Source organism: Botryobacter ruber, from assembly GCF_003347595.2.
Lineage (GTDB): Bacteria > Bacteroidota > Bacteroidia > Cytophagales > Hymenobacteraceae > Pontibacter > Pontibacter ruber_A.
On record NZ_QCZK02000015.1, the window covers coordinates 105,025 to 123,413 of the forward strand.

Annotated in this window: 12 protein-coding genes; 8 read left to right on the top strand and 4 right to left on the bottom strand. The window is 50.8% G+C overall.

Annotated elements, in window-relative coordinates; genetic code table 11:
* Positions 1-114: 114 nt before the first annotated feature.
* The 8 genes from topA to DCW36_RS02975 all read left to right on the top strand — a co-directional run bounded on the left by topA (position 115) and on the right by DCW36_RS02975 (position 14,014).
* Positions 115-2,583, top strand: coding sequence for a type I DNA topoisomerase (topA, locus tag DCW36_RS02945; RefSeq protein ID WP_114779390.1), 2,469 nt, complete (start codon positions 115-117; stop codon positions 2,581-2,583).
* 184 nt (positions 2,584-2,767) lie between these two features.
* The gene (locus DCW36_RS02950; RefSeq protein ID WP_114779392.1) at positions 2,768-3,661 is read left to right on the top strand and encodes an Rpn family recombination-promoting nuclease/putative transposase; all 894 of its coding nucleotides are present in this window, start codon (positions 2,768-2,770) and stop codon (positions 3,659-3,661) included.
* A 4-nt stretch (positions 3,662-3,665) separates the two neighbouring features.
* Complete coding sequence (locus tag DCW36_RS02955) at positions 3,666-4,364, top strand: SIR2 family NAD-dependent protein deacylase (protein ID WP_114779394.1); 699 nt, start codon at positions 3,666-3,668, stop codon at positions 4,362-4,364.
* A 322-nt stretch (positions 4,365-4,686) separates the two neighbouring features.
* Positions 4,687-7,629 carry an FAD-binding and (Fe-S)-binding domain-containing protein gene (locus DCW36_RS02960; protein ID WP_114779396.1) on the top strand — a complete coding sequence of 981 codons (2,943 nt, stop codon included), beginning with the start codon at positions 4,687-4,689 and terminating at the stop codon, positions 7,627-7,629.
* A 788-nt stretch (positions 7,630-8,417) separates the two neighbouring features.
* Positions 8,418-8,573 carry a hypothetical protein gene (locus DCW36_RS22445; RefSeq protein ID WP_164891012.1) on the top strand — a complete coding sequence of 52 codons (156 nt, stop codon included), beginning with the start codon at positions 8,418-8,420 and terminating at the stop codon, positions 8,571-8,573.
* Between the two features lie 113 nt (positions 8,574-8,686).
* Positions 8,687-10,756: a PKD domain-containing protein gene (locus DCW36_RS02965; protein WP_114779398.1), complete on the top strand. Its 2,070-nt coding sequence runs from the start codon at positions 8,687-8,689 to the stop codon at positions 10,754-10,756.
* A 304-nt stretch (positions 10,757-11,060) separates the two neighbouring features.
* On the top strand, positions 11,061-12,665 hold the full coding sequence (locus DCW36_RS02970) for a peptide chain release factor 3 (RefSeq protein ID WP_114779400.1): 1,605 nt from the start codon (positions 11,061-11,063) through the stop codon (positions 12,663-12,665).
* A 314-nt stretch (positions 12,666-12,979) separates the two neighbouring features.
* Entirely contained in the window at positions 12,980-14,014 is a 1,035-nt protein-coding gene (locus DCW36_RS02975; RefSeq protein ID WP_114779403.1) for an AI-2E family transporter, read from the top strand.
* Positions 14,015-14,075: 61 nt separating this feature from the next.
* Here DCW36_RS02975 and hemA read toward each other — a convergent pair whose 3' ends face one another.
* The 4 genes from hemA to DCW36_RS02995 all read right to left on the bottom strand — a co-directional run bounded on the left by hemA (position 14,076) and on the right by DCW36_RS02995 (position 18,382).
* Positions 14,076-15,380: a glutamyl-tRNA reductase gene (gene hemA / locus DCW36_RS02980; RefSeq protein ID WP_114779623.1), complete on the bottom strand. Its 1,305-nt coding sequence runs from the start codon at positions 15,378-15,380 to the stop codon at positions 14,076-14,078.
* A gap of 194 nt (positions 15,381-15,574) precedes the next feature.
* Positions 15,575-16,633: a response regulator gene (locus DCW36_RS02985; RefSeq protein WP_114779405.1), complete on the bottom strand. Its 1,059-nt coding sequence runs from the start codon at positions 16,631-16,633 to the stop codon at positions 15,575-15,577.
* 3 nt (positions 16,634-16,636) lie between these two features.
* Positions 16,637-17,863 (bottom strand): hybrid sensor histidine kinase/response regulator, encoded by a 1,227-nt coding sequence (locus DCW36_RS02990; protein WP_114779407.1) that lies wholly within the window; start codon positions 17,861-17,863, stop codon positions 16,637-16,639.
* Positions 17,864-17,926: 63 nt separating this feature from the next.
* Positions 17,927-18,382 carry a response regulator gene (locus DCW36_RS02995; RefSeq protein WP_114779409.1) on the bottom strand — a complete coding sequence of 152 codons (456 nt, stop codon included), beginning with the start codon at positions 18,380-18,382 and terminating at the stop codon, positions 17,927-17,929.
* Positions 18,383-18,389 lie beyond the last annotated feature (7 nt).

Sequence of the window (18,389 nt, forward strand, 5' to 3'; positions counted from 1 at the left end):
GGTGCATGTCCGTGGCCACTCAGGAACAAATGTTATACGGATGTGTTTGTTTTTGTTGAAAAAAATATTTGAACTTTATGCAAATTTTGGCTTCGCTGCCAACAAATATAACGGATGATAAAAAACTTAGTAATAGTAGAGTCGCCTGCCAAGGCGAAAACAATTGAAGGTTACCTGGGGAAAGACTTTGTCGTAAAGTCCAGCTTCGGACACGTACGCGATCTGCCCAAAGATAACAATGCCATTGACATTGAGCATGGATTTAAGCCTACGTATGTCATATCAAGCGACAAAAAAGAGGTAGTATCCCAGCTAAAAAAACTGGCCAAGGAAGCCGAAATGGTGTGGCTGGCATCGGACGATGACCGCGAGGGAGAAGCAATTTCCTGGCACCTGACCGAAGCGCTGGACCTGAATAATCAGAAAATCAGGCGCATTGTGTTCCGGGAGATTACCAAGAACGCTATCCTCAACGCCATCAGTTCGCCCCGCGGCATCGATATGGACCTGGTAAATGCCCAGCAGGCCCGCCGTATCCTCGACCGGTTGGTGGGTTTTGAGCTGTCGCCGGTGCTCTGGAAAAAGATCAAGACCGGCCTTTCGGCTGGTCGTGTGCAGTCGGTGGCGGTACGGCTGGTGGTAGAGCGCGAGCGGGAGATTGAGCGTTTTAAAGCCGAATCGTCTTTCCGGGTAACAGCAAAATTCGATGTGCAGGGCAAAACCCTGGAGGCCGAACTGCCAGCCAAATTCAAGACAGAGGAAGAAGCCCAGGCTTTCCTGCAGCACTGCATCGGCGCCGACTACACCATCGAGAACCTGGAGACCAAACCGCTGAAGCGAAGCCCGGCGCCACCGTTCACCACCTCCACGCTACAGCAGGAAGCCAGCCGCAAGCTTTACTTTTCGGTAGCACAAACCATGACGATAGCCCAGCGCCTGTACGAAGCCGGTAAAATATCCTACATGCGTACCGACTCCGTAAATCTTTCGGAAGATGCCATACAGGCTGCCGCAGGCGCCATCAAGAACTCCTTCGGGGAGCGTTTTGTAAAAACCCGTCGGTTCAAAACCAAATCGCAGGGAGCACAGGAAGCGCACGAAGCCATCCGCCCCACCGACTTCTCGGCGCTGGAAGGCAGCACCGACCGTAACGAGCAACGCCTCTACGAATTGATTTGGAAAAGGGCCATTGCCTCGCAAATGGCGGAGGCCGAAATAGAAAAAACCACCGCCACCATTGGCATCGGCTTTCAAAACGGGCAAGGTGGAGCAAACGACAAACTGGTTGCCACCGGGGAGGTGATCAAGTTCGAGGGTTTCCTGAAAGTGTACATCGAATCGAAAGACGATGAAGAAGCAGAGGGTGCCGACGAGGATGTAAAAGGCATGCTGCCTCCGATAAGCGTAGGCCAAAAACTGCAACTGCGCCAGATGGTAGCAGCGCAGCGTTTTACGCGTCCAGCCCCCCGCTACACCGAGGCAAGCCTGGTGAAGAAACTCGAGGAAATGGGGATCGGAAGGCCATCTACCTACGCGCCAACCATCTCTACAGTACAAAAGCGTGGCTATGTAGAAAAAGACAGCCGCGAAGGAAAAGAGCGAAAACTACAGGTGCTTACCCTGCAGAACGACCAGATTTCAACTCAGACTAAAACGGAGGTAACAGGCGCCGAGAAAAACAAGCTCTTCCCCACCGACACCGCCATGGTGGTTAATGATTTCCTGATAGAGCACTTCCCGAATGTGATCGACTATTCCTTTACGGCCCGGGTGGAGGCTGAATTCGACGAAATAGCTCATGGGCAGAAAGAGTGGGAAAAGATGCTGGATAACTTTTACAAAACGTTCCACCAGCGCATCGAATCGAGCGAGAGCATTAACCGGGCGGATGTTTCCGGGGCACGCGAACTGGGCAAAGACCCTGTCACCGGCAAAACCATTCTGGCCAAATTAGGCCGCTTTGGCCCGTATGTGCAGTTGGGAGAAGAGAACCCCGAAACAGGCGAAAAACCGGTGTATGCGAGCCTGCGCAAAGGCCAGTTCATCGAGAGCCTGACGCTGGAAGATGCCCTGGAGCTCTTTAAACTGCCCCGCATTGTGGGCATGTATGAAGACAAGGAAATGAAAGCAGCCATTGGCCGTTTCGGACCCTACATCAGCCACAACAGCAAGTTCTTTTCGCTGCCAAAAACACTCGACCCGATGACGGTGACCGCTGAAGAAGCGATCGCTTTGATAGAAGCCAAGCGCAAAGCCGATGCCGAGAAACTGATCAAGTCGTTCCCGGAAAACCCGGATGTGCAGGTGCTCAATGGCCGGTTTGGACCCTATATTTCTGCGGGCAAAAAGAATGTCAAGATTCCGAAAGACAAAGATCCGAAAGACCTCACGCTGGAGGAATGCCTGGCTTTAGCCGAAGCCGCACCCGAGAAAAAAGGACGCTTTGGCGCTAAAAAGAAAGAACCGGAAGCAGAGAAAAAAGCGCCGGCAGCTAAGAAGGCCGCTGCTAAAAAACCGGCTGCAACTAAAAAAGACACCACCAAAAAAGCAGCTGCTACCAAAAAGTCAGCTCCAAAAAAATAAGACTTCCTGAATGCAGGAAGAGCCGAAACAAAGAGAGCCGTCCCGAAAAAGGATGGCTCTTTTTGCTTCTGGTGAGGAGCAGAGGCTGTGGTGGCAGGCGCAGCAGAATAGAAAGCAGTCGGAATAAAATTCCAGACTTCCCTTGTTCGTTAATTTTGTATCTTTGGCTTAGACGACACGCACCATGGCAGAATTTGCAGAGAGATATATAAACCCGTTTACCGATTACGGTTTCAAAAAGCTGTTTGGTGAGGAGCCCAACAAAGACCTCCTTCTTGATTTCCTGAACGAGTTGCTAAAGGAAGAGCAGGGACAAATTGTTGCGCTGACATATATGAAAAATGAGAACCTGGGAACTTCGGAACTGGACAGGAAAGCTATTTTTGACATCTACTGCGAGAATGAACGAGGCGAAAAATTCATTGTGGAGCTCCAGAAAACGAAGCAAAACTTTTTCAAAGACAGAACCGTCTACTACTCCACTTTTCCTATACGCGAACAAGCCAAACGAACCGACTGGAACTACGAGTTAAAAGCTGTCTATACGATCGCAATTCTTGACTTTGTATTTGATGAAGACAAGCACGAGCCGCAGAAATACCGGTACGATGTAAAGCTGACTGACATCGAAACAAAAAAAGTGTTTTATGACAAGCTTACCTTCATTTACCTGGAGATGCCCAAATTTAACAAGACACTGGAAGAACTGGAAACACGTTTCGACAAGTGGCTCTACGTTATCCGCAACCTCAACAGGCTCAACAGAATTCCTGATAAACTGCGGGAACGTGTATTCGAAAAATTATTTGAAACAGCTGAAATAGCTCGCTTTACTCCGGACCAGGTTCAATCTTACGAGGACAGTCTTAAATACTACCGTGACCTGAAAAACTCTCTGGACACAGCACGGGAAGAAGGAAGAGAAGAAGGTAGAGAAGAAGGTAGAGAAGAAGGACGTGAAGAAGAAAAACACGAAATCGCCAGAAAAGCGCTGATGCTGGGCTTGCCAGTTAACGATATCATAAACCTTACCGGCTTGAGCAAAGAAACTATCGAGCAATTAAAGTCAGACAACTAACCTTATGAAAAAGAAAAAACTTGTTGTTTTGACCGGGGCAGGCATCAGTGCCGAGAGTGGGATAGCTACCTTCCGGGCGGCCGATGGGCTTTGGGAAGGGTATGATGTGATGGAAGTAGCCTCGCCGCAGGGATGGCGAAAAAACCCGGCGCTGGTACTCGACTTTTACAACCAGCGGCGCAAAAATGCACTTGAAGCGCAACCCAATGCCGGCCACCTGGCGCTGGCAGAGCTGGAGAGGGATTTTGATGTCACGGTCATAACCCAGAACGTAGACGACCTGCACGAACGGGCCGGTTCATCGCAAGTACTCCACCTGCACGGCAAGCTCTTCGAAAGCCGCAGCACCCTGGATGAGCGGCTGGTTTACCCGATTAAAGGATGGGAACTGAACCTGGGCGAAAAGTGTGCACGCGGTTCACAGCTTAGGCCAAACATCGTGTGGTTTGGCGAAGCAGTGCCCATGATGGAAAAAGCAGTGGAGGAAACCCTGCAGGCCGATATTTTCCTGGTAGTAGGCACCTCGCTGGTGGTGTACCCTGCGGCAGGCCTGCTGGATTATGTGTCGGATGAAACGCCCATCATTGTTGTTGATCCCAAATTGCCGGTTGTACGCAAGCGCCCGAACCTGCACCTGTTCGAAGAAAATGCCAGCACCGGCATGCTAAAGGTAGCTACGCTGGTGAGGGAGCAATATAGCTAACCGCAACAGGAGCAGCGCGAATGGAGGCAGGTGCAGCAAACTTTATTAACCGGTTTGATGGCCGTGCACGAGGTAATTTGCTGTTCTTTCTGTCCTGCTGCTTTCTTATTACCTGATCATGCGCTAACTTAGAGTCCGATACTTTCATCCTCCTGCTGCTCCCGTTTGTGCACCGCAAGGCATAAATTTGCAAACACCTTTACCCGGGTACCTGGATGTGATATCCATGCTATACTAAAATCTGCTATTTTTGTGCTTTCCGGCCAACCCGCACTGTTTCCTGAATTTTGGGTGGTCCGAAATGCAAGCCTGAATTACCCTTATGAACACAGAGAAACTAAAGCACCTGGCCACACAACTGGAGGGTGAGTTCTATTTCGACAGCACCATGCGTACCCTGTACGCCACCGACGCTTCTGCTTACCGCGAAATGCCGCTGGCTGTCGCCTTCCCCAAAACTATCGACGACATCAAAAAACTGATTGCCTTTGCCAAACGCGAAAACACTTCCCTGATTCCGCGTACTGCCGGTACATCGCTGGCCGGTCAGGTGGTGGGCAACGGGATTGTGGTGGATGTGTCGCGCACCTTCACCCAAATACTGGAGGTAAACCAGGAAGAAAGCTGGGTGCGTGTGGAGCCGGGTGTGATCCGCGATGAGCTCAACATGTTCCTGCGGCCATACGGCCTGTACTTCGGTCCCGAAACTTCTACGGCCAACCGCGCTATGATTGGCGGCATGGTGGGCAACAATTCCTGCGGATCTAACTCGGTGGTATATGGCAGCGCGCGCGAACACCTGCTCTCGGTGAAGGCGATCCTGAGCGATGGCACCGAAACAGAGTTTGGCGTGCTTACACCCGAGGAGTTCGAGGCCAAGTGCCGTGGCGAAAATACATCCGGCGACCTGGAAACGCGCATCTACCAGGCCACCAAAGCCATGCTGTCGCATACGCCTACCAAAGCCAACATTCGGGCAGAATTTCCAAAGCCAAGCATACAGCGCCGCAACACCGGTTACGCGATTGACATGCTGCTGGAAACAGAGCCTTTTACACCCAACGCAGAGCCTTTCAACTTCTGTAAATTGATAGCCGGCTCCGAAGGTACGCTGGCCTTCCTGACGGAGATAAAACTGCACGTAAACCCGCTGCCGCCAAAAGAAATCGGGCTGGTTTGTATCCACTGCAACAGCGTGGACGAATCGCTGCACGCCAACCTGGTGGCGCTCAGGTACGGCCCGAGCGCCAGTGAGCTGATGGACAACTACATCCTGGAGTGCACCAAAACAAACATTGAGCAGAGCCAGAACAGGTTCTTCGTGAAAGGCGATCCGGGTGCCATCCTGGTGGTGGAGCTGTCGCGCGAGACACGTGAGGAAGTGGAGAAAGTAGCAGCAGAACTTATCGCCGAGTTGCAGGCGGCCGGACTGGGTTACCACTACCCTGTTGTGTATGGTCCTGATACGAAGAAAGTATGGACGCTGCGTAAGGCGGGTCTGGGGCTGCTGTCCAACATTCCCGGCGATGCCAAACCGGTGGCTGTAATTGAAGACACTGCTGTAGACGTAGAAGACCTGCCGGCCTTTATCCAGGAGTTTAACGAAATCCTGAAACGCTACGACCTCTACTGTGTGCACTATGCCCATGCCGGTTCCGGCGAGCTGCACCTGCGCCCCATCATCAACCTGAAAACAGCAGAAGGCAACAAGCTTTTCCGCGACATCGCTACCGAAATTGCGCACCTGGTAAAGAAATACCGCGGCTCCCTCAGCGGCGAGCACGGTGACGGGCGCCTGCGGGGCGAGTTTATCCCGTTCATGATTGGCGAGGAAAACTACAAGCTGGTGGAGGAAGTGAAGCGCGTGTGGGACCCATCGAACATCTTTAACCCGGGCAAGATTGTAAACACACCTGCCATGGATACTTTCCTGCGCTACGAGCCGGGGCAGGAAACACCTGATTTTGACACTACTTACAAATTCAGGCAGGCAGGAGGCGTGTTGCGGGCAGCAGAGTTGTGCAATGGCTCTGGTGACTGCCGCAAAACCCATTTAACGGGTGGCACCATGTGCCCGAGCTACATGGTTACCCGCAACGAAAAAGACACTACCCGCGGCCGGGCCAATGTGCTGCGCGAGTTCCTGACCCGTTCGAATAAAGACAACCGCTTCGACCACCACGAGATAAAAGAAGCGATGGACCTCTGTCTCTCCTGCAAAGGCTGCAAGTCGGAGTGCCCGTCCAACGTAGACATTGCCAAGCTGAAAGGCGAATTCCTGCAGCATTATTACGATGCAAACGGCATTCCTTTCCGCACGCGGGTTGTGGGTAACTTTACCAATGCCAACAAGCTGGCTTCCCTGGTTCCTGGCATGTACAATTTCCTGTTTAAGAATGATGTAACTGCCAGAATCGCCAAAAAGACCATGGGCTTCGCTCCGGAACGATCTATTCCGCTGCTGCACAAAACCACGTTGCGCAGCTGGTTTAAAAAGCACAAGCGCCAGGCTGGAAGCAAACCCGGAACAGGCAAAAAGAAAGTGTACCTGTTCTGCGACGAGTTCACCAACTACAACGACACGCAGATTGGCATTACGGCCGTGCAATTGCTGGAGCGGCTGGGATACGAAGTAGAGATCCCGAAGCACGAGGAAAGCGGCCGTACCTACATGTCCAAAGGCCTGATACGCGAAGCCAAGAAGCTGGCACAACAGAACGTGGCGCTGCTGAAAGACATCATCACCAGCGAAACGCCGCTGGTGGGCATCGAGCCTTCCTGCATCCTCTCCTTCCGCGACGAGTACCTCGACCTGGTAGGGCCGGAACAGGAGGAGGCTGCGAAGCAGCTTTCCATCAACTGCCTGCAGTTCGACGAGTTTATTGCCCGCGAAATCCTGAACGGTAACATCGACAAGGGACTCTTTACCGACGAACAGCGCACTATCAAGCTGCACGGGCACTGTCACCAGAAAGCGCTTTCATCAGTTATGTACACACAGCAGATGCTTACGCTGCCCAAGAACTATAAGGTAGAGGTTATTCCATCCGGTTGCTGCGGCATGGCGGGGTCCTTTGGTTATGAAGCAGAACACTACGATGTGTCGATGAAGGTGGGCGAACTGGTGCTGTTCCCGACGGTAAGGCAGCAGCCTGCCGAAGTCATCATCGCCGCTCCGGGCACCAGCTGCCGCCACCAGATCCACGACGGCACCAGTCGCAAGGCGCTGCACCCGGTAGAGGTGCTCTACAATGCACTGCGCTAATACCTGAAAAATCAAAAGGCCGCTCCAATACACAGGAGCGGCCTTTTGATCTTTATTTATACCAATATTGATTCATTTGTAAGCACCTCCCCAAAGACCCAGGTTCTGCCAGACGACACGGAAATATAAAGCGAAACCATCTCCTGCCATTGGAATAAATTTCAGGCAGGACTTCCACTCATTTCAAATTACATTCAAATATTATAATTTTAAATTACAATATTTGAATGTAATTTTTTTTATATTCATTTTCCATATTAATATAAAACATTTCTCATAACAATCGTATAATCAAACAAGAACCCTTCCCTAAATCGCCCTTATATTGCTAAAATCAATCAATTTGCTACCAATACAACAAGTTGCAATATTCCCTTATTGCTTTACAATGTTTACTTCCATATAAGGCAATTCTGATATTTCCTTACAAAATCATCTCCCACCCGATACATCCCTGTTCCTCCGCAACAGCCGGAGCTACAATTGACGCCCAACTGCATACTAATCTAACCTATAAATTTAGTAACTATGAACACAAAATTACCTTTTTGGCTGAAGCTTCCGCTCCTGCTTATGTTGTTTGGTGCCACAGCCGCAGCACAACAACCCACCGAAGAGTGGGCCAGACGCTATAGTAGGACCGTTAGTCTGGAAGACAGGGCTGTAGCAGTGGCAGTGGACGCTGCCGGGAATAGCTATGTCACGGGTGCTACAATCAACAGAACTGTTAATTCAGATAATCTCATAGCCGTGACGACTATAAAATCCTCACCAGCTGGGGTGGAACTATGGGCGAAAAACTGACCGAAGGAACGCTTGACCTGGCCAGTGCGGGCAACCTGCTGCAGCTCGACTTCTCGGCCCACACCAGATCAACCGGCTTGTATTACCTGAGGATAGAAGGAGCCAACGTGCGCCAGGTGCTCAGGATCATGCGCAAATAAGAATGAAAAAGATAGCTTCTACTGTAAGAACCGGCGGCAAACCGCTGCCGGCTCTTCTACTCTGACACAAACAATCAGCATTGCTTTATTCCTACACTTAATTTTTACCTATTATGAAAAAGATTTATTTGTTACTCCTGTGTATATGCACCCTCCAGGTGGCTTATGCACAACCGCTCCCCTATAAAGTGGCCGTGGTTTATGCAGTACCCGACGATGTACCTTTTAACCCGGAAGTGCTGGATACCTTAAAGGAGATGACGGCTGAAATGCAGGGCTGGTACCAGATAGCAACCGGAGGCCGTACCTTCGAAATGCTGTACCCGGACACCGTCAGAGTTTATCAAGGCCAGCAAGACAGGCTGTATTACCGTGACAATGGCGACTGGTGGGGTTCGATGCTGACAGAACTGCAGACTACCGGTGCTGCTCCCATCTGGACGCCGGGTATTATTACCATCATCTGGGCGCACGGGGCCGGCTGGTGGGCCGGTGGCGCACAAGGCTGCGGCCAGGATTGCGGCACGGTACTGCTAGGGGTAGAGCTTCTGCCTAAGTTCAATAATCCTACCTATAGCGGAGGTACATGCCCGGGTGGCGAGGGTGTTGGCGGGTGGCCCTGCACGCCACAGGGTGCTTTCTTCCATGAATTCGGGCATACTCTTGGACTGCCCCACCCTGCTGAAATTCCTGAAACAAGTGCAGTTGCTGGACACAGCATTATGCAGACCCATTGGAATTACCCTAATTTTGCCCCTCCTTTCGAATCTCCATGGGGTTTGCTCACGCGAGAAAGGCAGATCATTGCCCAAAACCCCTTTATGAAAGCCAATATCGATATCTTCCAATCCATTGAGGAAGCTGATGTGGTAAATTTACCTGTAACAGGGCCTGTACCAAATGCAGCATTTACCTACACCAAGATTGGGAATGAAGTCCACTTTATCAACACGTCCAGTGGCGCCACTTTCTACTACTGGACCTTCGGCGACGGAAGAGTAAGCAACCAAGTAAATCCGACCCATACCTTTCAGGGACCTGGTCCATTTAAGGTAACACTGCGGGCTAGCAATGCTGTACAGATGATGGATACAGCCTCCGTCATCATCCGGGAAGGAAACCCGCAGGTGCTGAGCTTTACGTTGGTAGATGCTTCTAAAGACAGGGACATGATGACGCTCAGCGACGGAGCTATCCTCAACCTGAAAGAGCTGGAAAAAGCGTTTGATGTGGAGAAGTTTAATATCCGTGCCAACACGAGTGATCATGGTGTGGTGAAATTCGAACTGAGCGGCATAGAAGACAAAACAAGAATAGACGATGTGGCCCCGTATGCCCTGTTCGGGGATAACCGGAAAGGAGACTATTACTCCTGGGAACCTGAACCCGGTTTTTACACGCTCATGGCAACGCTCCATGCCGGAACCAAAGAGGACATGGGCGCACCTATTGGGCCTACACAAATCATCAACTTCCGGATCGTCCGGAAACAAATCCACCCAGAGCAGCATATAGAAAGCCTCACGCTGATAGATGCTTCTCAGGACCAGGACATCATGCCCCTCAGCGACGGCGCTATCCTCAACCTGGAGGAGCTGGAAGAAGCGTTTGATGCAGAAAAATTTAACATCCGCGCCAACACGAGCGCTCCTGTTGTAGTCAAATTCGAACTGAGCGGCGAAGAAAAGGAAACCAGGATAGATGATGTAGCGCCGTACGCTTTGTTTGGAGATAACCGGAAAGGAGACTACTACTCCTGGGAACCTGAGCCTGGAGATTATAAACTGAAGGCCACGCCGTTTGCAGGCACCAAAGAGGACTTAGGCGAACCTAACGGCCCAACACTTACCATCCACTTTAAAGTAGTGAAGGAAGCCGGCACGCTAGCTCAAGCCGAACTGGAGCAGGCAGCCCGGCTGGAACCGGACCAGCTGACCCTCTACCCCAACCCTAGCCCCGACGGACGGGTGCAGGTACAGCTCCCAGGGCAGCTGCAGGGGCTGGTTAACTACACCCTCTTCTCCTCGGTGAGCGAGAAGCTGACCGAAGGAACGCTGGACCCGACCAACGCTGGCAACCTGCTGGAGTTCGATTTCTCTTCCCACACCAGACCAACAGGCTTGTACTTCCTGAGGCTAGAAGGAACCAACATGAACCAAGTGCTCAGAATTATGCGCAGGTAAAAAAGTATATGGAGCAACTACAACAAGAGCCAGCGGAAAATCTCTGCTGGCTTTTTACTTTCAGTAGCAGAGGCTACGGTGGCAGGAGCAGCAGAATAAAACAAAAGAACTCCTGCTGATTTGCTGCTTAAATAGTTGTAGCAGCTTCTACTGATCAACAAATTGCAGGAAAAGGGAATTATTAATTCAGGTTTAAGCTTTATCTAGTATGCCTTTCTGTTTCAGAATACTGCTTTCTAACTTTTAATTTCTAATTTTACTTTTTAAATCTCCGTGGCTTTTAAAGAGCCCACTTTTATACTTTATGATTACCAACGAAGAAATTCTTAAACGAAGAACTTTCGCCATTATCAGTCACCCCGATGCGGGCAAAACGACTCTTACCGAGAAGCTGCTGCTTTTTGGAGGCGCCATCAACACGGCGGGGGCTGTAAAAAATAACAAGATTACCAAAACCGCTACTTCCGACTTCCTCGAAATCGAGAAGCAACGGGGTATTTCGGTTGCAACCTCGGTGATGGGCTTTGAATATGCCGGCCACAAAGTCAACATCCTCGACACGCCGGGTCACAAAGACTTCGCCGAAGACACCTTCCGGACCCTTTCTGCTGTAGACAGCGTGATCCTGGTGGTGGATTGCGTGAAGGGCGTGGAGGAACAGACACGAAAACTCATGCAGGTATGCCGCATGCGCAACACGCCGGTAATCATCTTCATCAACAAGATGGACCGCGAAGGCCGCGACCCGTACGAGCTGCTCGACGAGCTGGAAAAGGAGCTGAACATACACGTGCGCCCGCTGAGCTGGCCGATCGGCATCGGCTCTACTTTCAAGGGCGTTTACAACATCTACGACAAGCAACTGCGCCTGTTCTCGGCCAATAAAACCAAACTGGCAGACGATGTGGTGGCTATTGCAGACATCAACGACGAGCAGATTGACGGGATCATTGGTTCTAAAGATGCGGAGAAGCTGCGCGAGGATGTGGCCTTTCTGGAGGAATATTACGAGAATTTTGACCTGGGCCTGTACCGCGAAGCCTACTTGGCGCCTGTTTTCTTTGGCAGTGCCGTGAACAATTTTGGCGTGGGCGAACTGCTGGATACCTTCGTAAAGGTAGCGCCATACCCGCAGCCGCGCGAGGCGAGTCAGCGGGAGGTGCGCCCGGAGGAGCAGCCATTCAGCGGTTTCATTTTTAAAATTCACGCCAACCTCGACCCGAACCACCGCGACCGCATTGCCTTCTGCCGTGTTTGCTCCGGTAAGTTCGAGCGAAACAAGTTTTACTACCACACCCGCCTCGATAAGAAGATCCGCTTCTCGAGCCCGACCAGCTTTATGGCCAACGAGAAAACCCTGCTCGAAGAAGCCTGGCCAGGCGATGTGGTCGGCCTCTACGACACCGGCTCCTTTAAAATTGGTGACACCCTGACCGAAGGCGAAAAGCTGCACTTTAAAGGCCTGCCGAGTTTCTCACCGGAAATATTCAAGGAAGCCGTTAACAAAGATCCGTTTAAGACCAAGCAGCTCGACAAAGGCATCCGGCAGCTGACGGACGAGGGGGTAGCGCAGCTGTTTGTGCAGCAACCCGGTTCCCGGAAAATTATCGGTACGGTGGGTGAACTGCAGTTCGACGTGATCAAGTTCAGGCTGCAGCAGGAGTACGGCGCCACCTGCGATCTGCACAACCTCAACTACTACAAAGCCTGCTGGATTACCTCCGACGACAAGGCTGCGCTGGAACGTTTTATCTCCTTTAAAGGCAGCAGCATCGCCTACGACAAAGACGAGAACCCGGTATATTTTGCCGGCACGGCCTGGGAGCTGCGTTCGGTGCAGGAAGCCTACCCGGCCCTGAAATTCCACTTCACCTCCGACTTTAAATTCGAGGCGGTAGCACAGGCCTGATCACAAGCCATAGTAGCAGGTAAAAGTCTTACCTGACACCACGGAAGCACAGCAGACAGCGCAACAGCCTGTTTGCTGTGCTTTTTGCGTTTGACAGCACCAGTTCCACATGCCAGGGAGCAGCAGCGGCTGTGGTGGCAGGTGCAGCAGACTTTTTTCATGCCCCGTTCTTTAATATGCTGCTGCAGCCTGTGCAATTCAGGTTAAATGAAATCCTTTACATGCTAATAAAGTATACTAAACCAGCACCGGAAAAATTAAAGCCAGCGAAAAGGCTTTAGCGCTTGTGTTGCAGCACCAAAAACAGACGAAATATGCCAGACCAGGAAAGTAGCTATATCAGGAAAGTAATTACCACTACCTTTATCATAGCGCTTATCGTAGCCGGCATTGTACTGCTCATCTATGCCATTCATTTCTTTTTCCTGGTGTTTGCGGGCATTCTGTTTGCGGTGATGCTGCGCGCCATGACCAACTGGATTCACCGGCTCACCCGCTTACCCAAAGGCCTGGCCCTGGCCTTAGCCAACATTATTTTCTTTGGCGTGATCATTCTGACGGGTGTCATCATTGCCCCCATTATCCGGCAACAGGCGCTGGACATGAGCGTGACGCTGCCCGCTGCCATTGGCAAACTGGAGGAGCAACTGGAGAAAACACCCTGGGGTGAGCGGGCGCTGAACGAGGTTTACCTGAGCCAGGACAAGCTGCTGCCCAATATGGAGGAACTGATCAGCCGTGCCCGGAATATTTTTACCTCTACCATAGGCACGATTGCCAATGTGATGATCATTATTGTAGTGGGAATATTTTTTGCAGTTGCGCCCATGTATTACCAGCGGAGTTTCGTCAGGCTGTTCCCGCCGCGGCACCGCACCCGGCTCTGGGATGTGATGGAAATCAGCTATCAGACCCTGAAATGGTGGATCTTCGGAAAATTGCTTACGATGGTAGTGGTTGGTGTTTTGTGCTGGTTAGGGCTTGCCTTCCTCGGGATAAGGATGGCGCTGGTGCTGGCGGTGATCGCCTTTTTCCTGGACTTCATTCCGCACATCGGGCCCATTCTCGCTGCGGTACCTGCCGTACTGGTTGCCCTCCTCGACGGGCCAATGGCGGCTTTGTATGTGGTTATCCTGTACGTCTCCGTGCAGTCTTTCGAGAGTTATGTGGTATCGCCTATCGTGTTCCAGCAAACTGTTTCTGTGTCGCCGGTAGCTACGCTGCTTTCCATCGTACTATTCGGCATCCTGGTCGGTCCCATCGGTGTTATCCTGGCGGCGCCGCTGGTTGCCATTTTGCAGATCATCATCAAAGAGCTTTATATCAAAGACTACCTCGAAAAAGACTGAGCTGGGGGTTGAATTGTTAAATGGTTGAATTGTTGTAAAAACAGAACCAACAATTAAACAACTATTTCAGGCGTTCTGCACCAGCCACCACAGCCTCTGCTGCTTTACCATTCTGTTTGTCGAGGCTGAAGAGCGCTGCCAGGCCTTCTATCAGGGTTTCGGATTCGCCGCGCTGGCAAGCTGCTTTCAGTTCCATGGCTGGCAGTTTCACAATTTTCTGCAGGATGTTCATGGTAATGTTTTCCACGATCTGCTTTTCCTTTTCGCCCAGGTTCTTCTGGTAACGGGCCACCTCCTGCTGCCTGATCTGCTCCAGCTGCTGCTTAAACTGCTGAATTGCCGGCGACATAATCATCTCGCGTGTCCAGGCCTGAAACTCAGCGATTGCCTCCAGGATAATAGTGTCTACCTGTGGGATGGCGGCAATTCTTTTCTCTAAAGCCTCCGATGCTTTATTACGGATGCTGTCGATGTTGTACACGCTTGCGCCTGCCAGCAGGTTTATGCTGTTGTCGATGCTGCGGGGCATGGACAAATCAATAAATATTTTATCCGAGCTTACGCCCAGTCGCTCAATATCTTCCTTGCTGATGAAAAAGCAGTCGCCGGGCACCGATGAAATGACCACATCCGCTTTCGATATTTCCTCCCACACACTTTCCCAATACACCGCCGTCGCATTGGTTTGCTGCGCCAGTTCATGTGCTTTGTGGTGGGTGCGGTTGCAAATGACGATATCGCTCAGCGACGATTTCTGGAAATTGTCGCACACATTGGCGCCAATCTCCCCTACCCCTATCATGAGTACACGCGGGTTCTCCAGGGCATTGGTCAGCTCCTCAACCAGCTCTACCGTGGCATAGGACACCGAAGCGGCCCCGTCGCGGAAGGCGGTTTCGTTACACACCCGCTTGTTCGAGAAAAAGATCGTGTGCATGAGCCTGTGCAGGAACGGACCAGCCATAGCAGCATCTGCAGCCCAATGATAGGCTTTTTTAACCTGGTTCATGATCTGCATATCGCCCACCACCTGCGACTCGAGCCCAAGGGTAACCCGGAACAGGTGCTGCACAGCCTTTTCGTGCTGCGTGATGTGCTGGAAATAAGGCAAAAGTTCTTTGGTGGCTGTAATACCTTTTTCTAACGCAATCAGCTTAATCAGCTCATGCGAATAGTCTTTATCGGCAGCGTAGTAGACTTCTGTACGGTTACAGGTAGAAAGCACCAACACCTCTTTCGCATCTGTTGTCTCTTTTATCTTATCGAGCAGGTTCTTACAGGCTATCTCGTTCAGCGCCACGGCTTCACGGATAACGATCGGAGCATTTTTATAAGATAAAGTAAGTGCTTTGAACTGATTTCGCATTTTTTTCTTTTCAAATTCCAATACAAAGTTCCGGAACTTGAGCAGAAAAAAATATGACGTAAGTCAGTTTTGGCAGAGATTATTATCAGCAGGAGTGGCTATGGTGGCAGGTGCTGCCAAGATTGGAGGGGGTTCAGGTGAAGAATTTTCCCTTTGGAGATGATGCTTCCAAAGGGAAAATCTTCGTCTGCAAATTAGTTACGCATGTTCACCAGCTTCTGCCGGTTCAGAATGGTAATTTTGCTGCCCTGGCTCTCGACCAGCTTTTCGTCTTTGAAATCGGCCAGGGTGCGGATTACGGTTTCTTTTGAAGCACCCACAATGCTGGCCAGGTCTTCGCGGGAAATGTTGATCACGGTATGATCGTCTTCCTGCTGGTATTGCTTTTCTACGAGCAGCAGCGCTTCGGCTACCCGCTTGCGCACCGAGTTGTAAGCCAATTTCAGCAGGCGCTCTTCGCGGTCGGCTAGGTTATCCGATAAGATCTTGATAAACTTGTTGGCCACATCGCGGTTCTGGTAGAGCAGCGAAAAGAAGTCTTCTTTCGGAATCACGTAAACCTCGGAATCTTCCAGGGCCACAGCCGATTCGCGGTAGGACTTTTCTTCCAGCAGGTCGAGGTAGCCGATAAAGTCGCCCTCTTTGTAAATGTTGGTGATATATTCCCTTCCTTCCTCGTTCGATTTGTAATTTTTCACCTTACCCTTGTTCAGGAAAAACAGGGAGTTGGGGCGGTTTCCTTCCAGGTAGAGGATGCTCTTTTTCTTGAAGTGCGTGATTTTCCGGTTATCCGAGATCAGCTTTTCGAGTTCTTCATACCCTTTGGCTTCCTGGATAAAGGCATTCAGTCCCTCCACATTCTTCTGGAAGTCGGCCCGCAGGATCTCGTTTTTCTTGAGGCGCATCTCGATGGCATCCAGCAGTTCGAGGTCGTCGAACGGCTTGATCAGGTAATCGTCAGCGCCCAGGTTCATGCCTTTGCGGAAGTCTTCTTTCTCCGATTTGGCTGTCAGGAAGATAAACGGGATACCGGAGGTTTCCGGGCTTTTGCTGAGCATGTGCAGCACGCCATAGCCATCGAGCTGCGGCATCATGATATCGCAGATAATAAGATCGGGCTTTTCTTTTTTAGCCTTCTCCACCCCTACTTTTCCGTTTTCGGCCTGCAGCACTTCATAGTTTGCCAGCGACAGAATTTCAGCCGTGTTTTCTCTTATTTCCTGGTTGTCCTCTATCAGTAATATTTTTTTCATGTTTTAAGCCTTATTGGGGAATGTTATGATGAACGTAGTACCTTTTTCCGGTTCGCTTTCGAACTGCAGGGTACCTTTCATAATCTCGACATACTTTTTAACGATATTCAATCCAAGTCCGGTTCCTTGTATGTTAGTTACGTTGTGTGCCCTGAAAAACGGCGTAAACAGGTGCTCCTGGTCGGCTTTGGGAATACCGATACCTTCGTCCTGCACCATCAGCTGAATTTTATCAGGCGAAATTTCGGTAGTGAAATAAATGTTTTTGCCCTCGCCCGAATACTTGCTCGCATTCGACAGCAGGTTCAGGCAGATGTTTTTGAGCAGCTGTTTATCCAAATTCACCGTTACCTGCTCGCCCAGGTGTTTGTAATGGATTTGCTGCCCCAGCTTTATCTGGCTCTGCATCTCGTCGGCCACTTCGGCGGCAAATGCAGCCAGGTCGAAGGAAGTAGGTACGTTGTAAATCTTCCCTTCCTCGATGCGGCTGATGGAGAGGAAGTCGTTGAGAATGGTGGTCAGGTTACTCACCGAGGATTTGATCCGTTCCACGTGCTTCTGCCTTTTCTCGTCGTCTTCCGTGTCTTTGTACTTCCCGATCAGCGAAGCCGAGGAAAGCACTGTACTCAGTGGCGTGCGAAACTCGTGCGAGGCAATAGTTACAAACCGCGACTTGAGCTCGTTCAGTTCCTTCTCTTTCTGCAGCGCCTTCCTGATTTTCTGCTGCGCCTCAAATAAGCTCCTGTTGGTGTGCTCCAGTTTGCGGATAGCTTCTGCCAGTTCCTGCGTGCGTTCCTGCACACGTTGCTCCAGTTCGGTGTTCAGTTTCTGGATTTCGGCCAGGCTCTTGGCGTGCTCGATGCTGTAACGGATAGCCCGCTCCAGGTCGAACGGGTTAAAGGTTCCTTTTACAAGGTAATCCAGGGCGCCTGCCCGCATCGCCTTTTCGTCGGTTTCGAGGTCGCTCTGGCCGGTCAGCAAAATAAAAGGAGCCATAGAACCTTCTTCCACCGCTTTGGTGATCAGCTCCAGCCCGTTGTGTGCCCCCAGGTGATAGTCCACCAGGTAAATATCGTGCTTGTCCTGTTTTATCTGTTCCAGGGCATTGGTAAAGGAAGAAGACCAGTCCAGGTTATAGTTCCGGCCCGGAATATCCTCCATAATATCTCTGGTGATGATAAAGTCATCCTCATCGTCATCTACCAACAGAACTTTTATTTTATGTGGCATCGAATCGATAGGCTATAAAAATTTATTTCGGCATAAGCCGGGTTATCGGTTTGATTTTTTCAGTCAGGGTTTGGGCAATTCTACAATTTCGAACCAGTACTTGCTCAGGGTCCGCATCACATCCACCAGCGCCGAAAAGGTTACCGGTTTTGCGATGAATGAGCTAACCCCCAGGTCGTAGGTCCGCAGGATATCTTCTTCGGCTTTGGAAGTGGTAAGTACTACCACCGGTATAACACGCAGGTGTTCATCGGCTTTAATTTCTTTCAGCGCTTCGCGGCCATCTTTTTTAGGCATATTCAGGTCGAGCAGGATCAGGCCCGGGGTTGGATACTTGTCCTTGTCGGAAAACCGCCCGCGATTGTGCAGGTAATCCATCAGTTCTTCGCCATTCTCCACGAAATGCATTTTGTTCGTGAGGCGGCTCTCTTCCAGTGCCTCTTTTACCAGCATGCGGTCTTCGGCATCGTCGTCGGCAATTAGTATCACAATTGTTCTCTTACTATTATTAGGACTCATATGAAGT

Excerpts from the sequence above, each read along its gene's own strand:
- topA (WP_114779390.1), top strand. The coding sequence starts at position 115 with ATGATAAAAAACTTAGTAATAGTAGAGTCGCCTGCCAAGGCGAAAACA.
- DCW36_RS02950 (WP_114779392.1), top strand. The coding sequence starts at position 2,768 with ATGGCAGAATTTGCAGAGAGATATATAAACCCGTTTACCGATTACGGT.
- DCW36_RS02955 (WP_114779394.1), top strand. The coding sequence starts at position 3,666 with ATGAAAAAGAAAAAACTTGTTGTTTTGACCGGGGCAGGCATCAGTGCC.
- DCW36_RS02960 (WP_114779396.1), top strand. The coding sequence starts at position 4,687 with ATGAACACAGAGAAACTAAAGCACCTGGCCACACAACTGGAGGGTGAG.
- DCW36_RS22445 (WP_164891012.1), top strand. The coding sequence starts at position 8,418 with ATGGGCGAAAAACTGACCGAAGGAACGCTTGACCTGGCCAGTGCGGGC.
- DCW36_RS02965 (WP_114779398.1), top strand. The coding sequence starts at position 8,687 with ATGAAAAAGATTTATTTGTTACTCCTGTGTATATGCACCCTCCAGGTG.
- DCW36_RS02970 (WP_114779400.1), top strand. The coding sequence starts at position 11,061 with ATGATTACCAACGAAGAAATTCTTAAACGAAGAACTTTCGCCATTATC.
- DCW36_RS02975 (WP_114779403.1), top strand. The coding sequence starts at position 12,980 with ATGCCAGACCAGGAAAGTAGCTATATCAGGAAAGTAATTACCACTACC.
- hemA (WP_114779623.1), bottom strand. The coding sequence starts at position 15,380 with ATGCGAAATCAGTTCAAAGCACTTACTTTATCTTATAAAAATGCTCCG.
- DCW36_RS02985 (WP_114779405.1), bottom strand. The coding sequence starts at position 16,633 with ATGAAAAAAATATTACTGATAGAGGACAACCAGGAAATAAGAGAAAAC.
- DCW36_RS02990 (WP_114779407.1), bottom strand. The coding sequence starts at position 17,863 with ATGCCACATAAAATAAAAGTTCTGTTGGTAGATGACGATGAGGATGAC.
- DCW36_RS02995 (WP_114779409.1), bottom strand. The coding sequence starts at position 18,382 with ATGAGTCCTAATAATAGTAAGAGAACAATTGTGATACTAATTGCCGAC.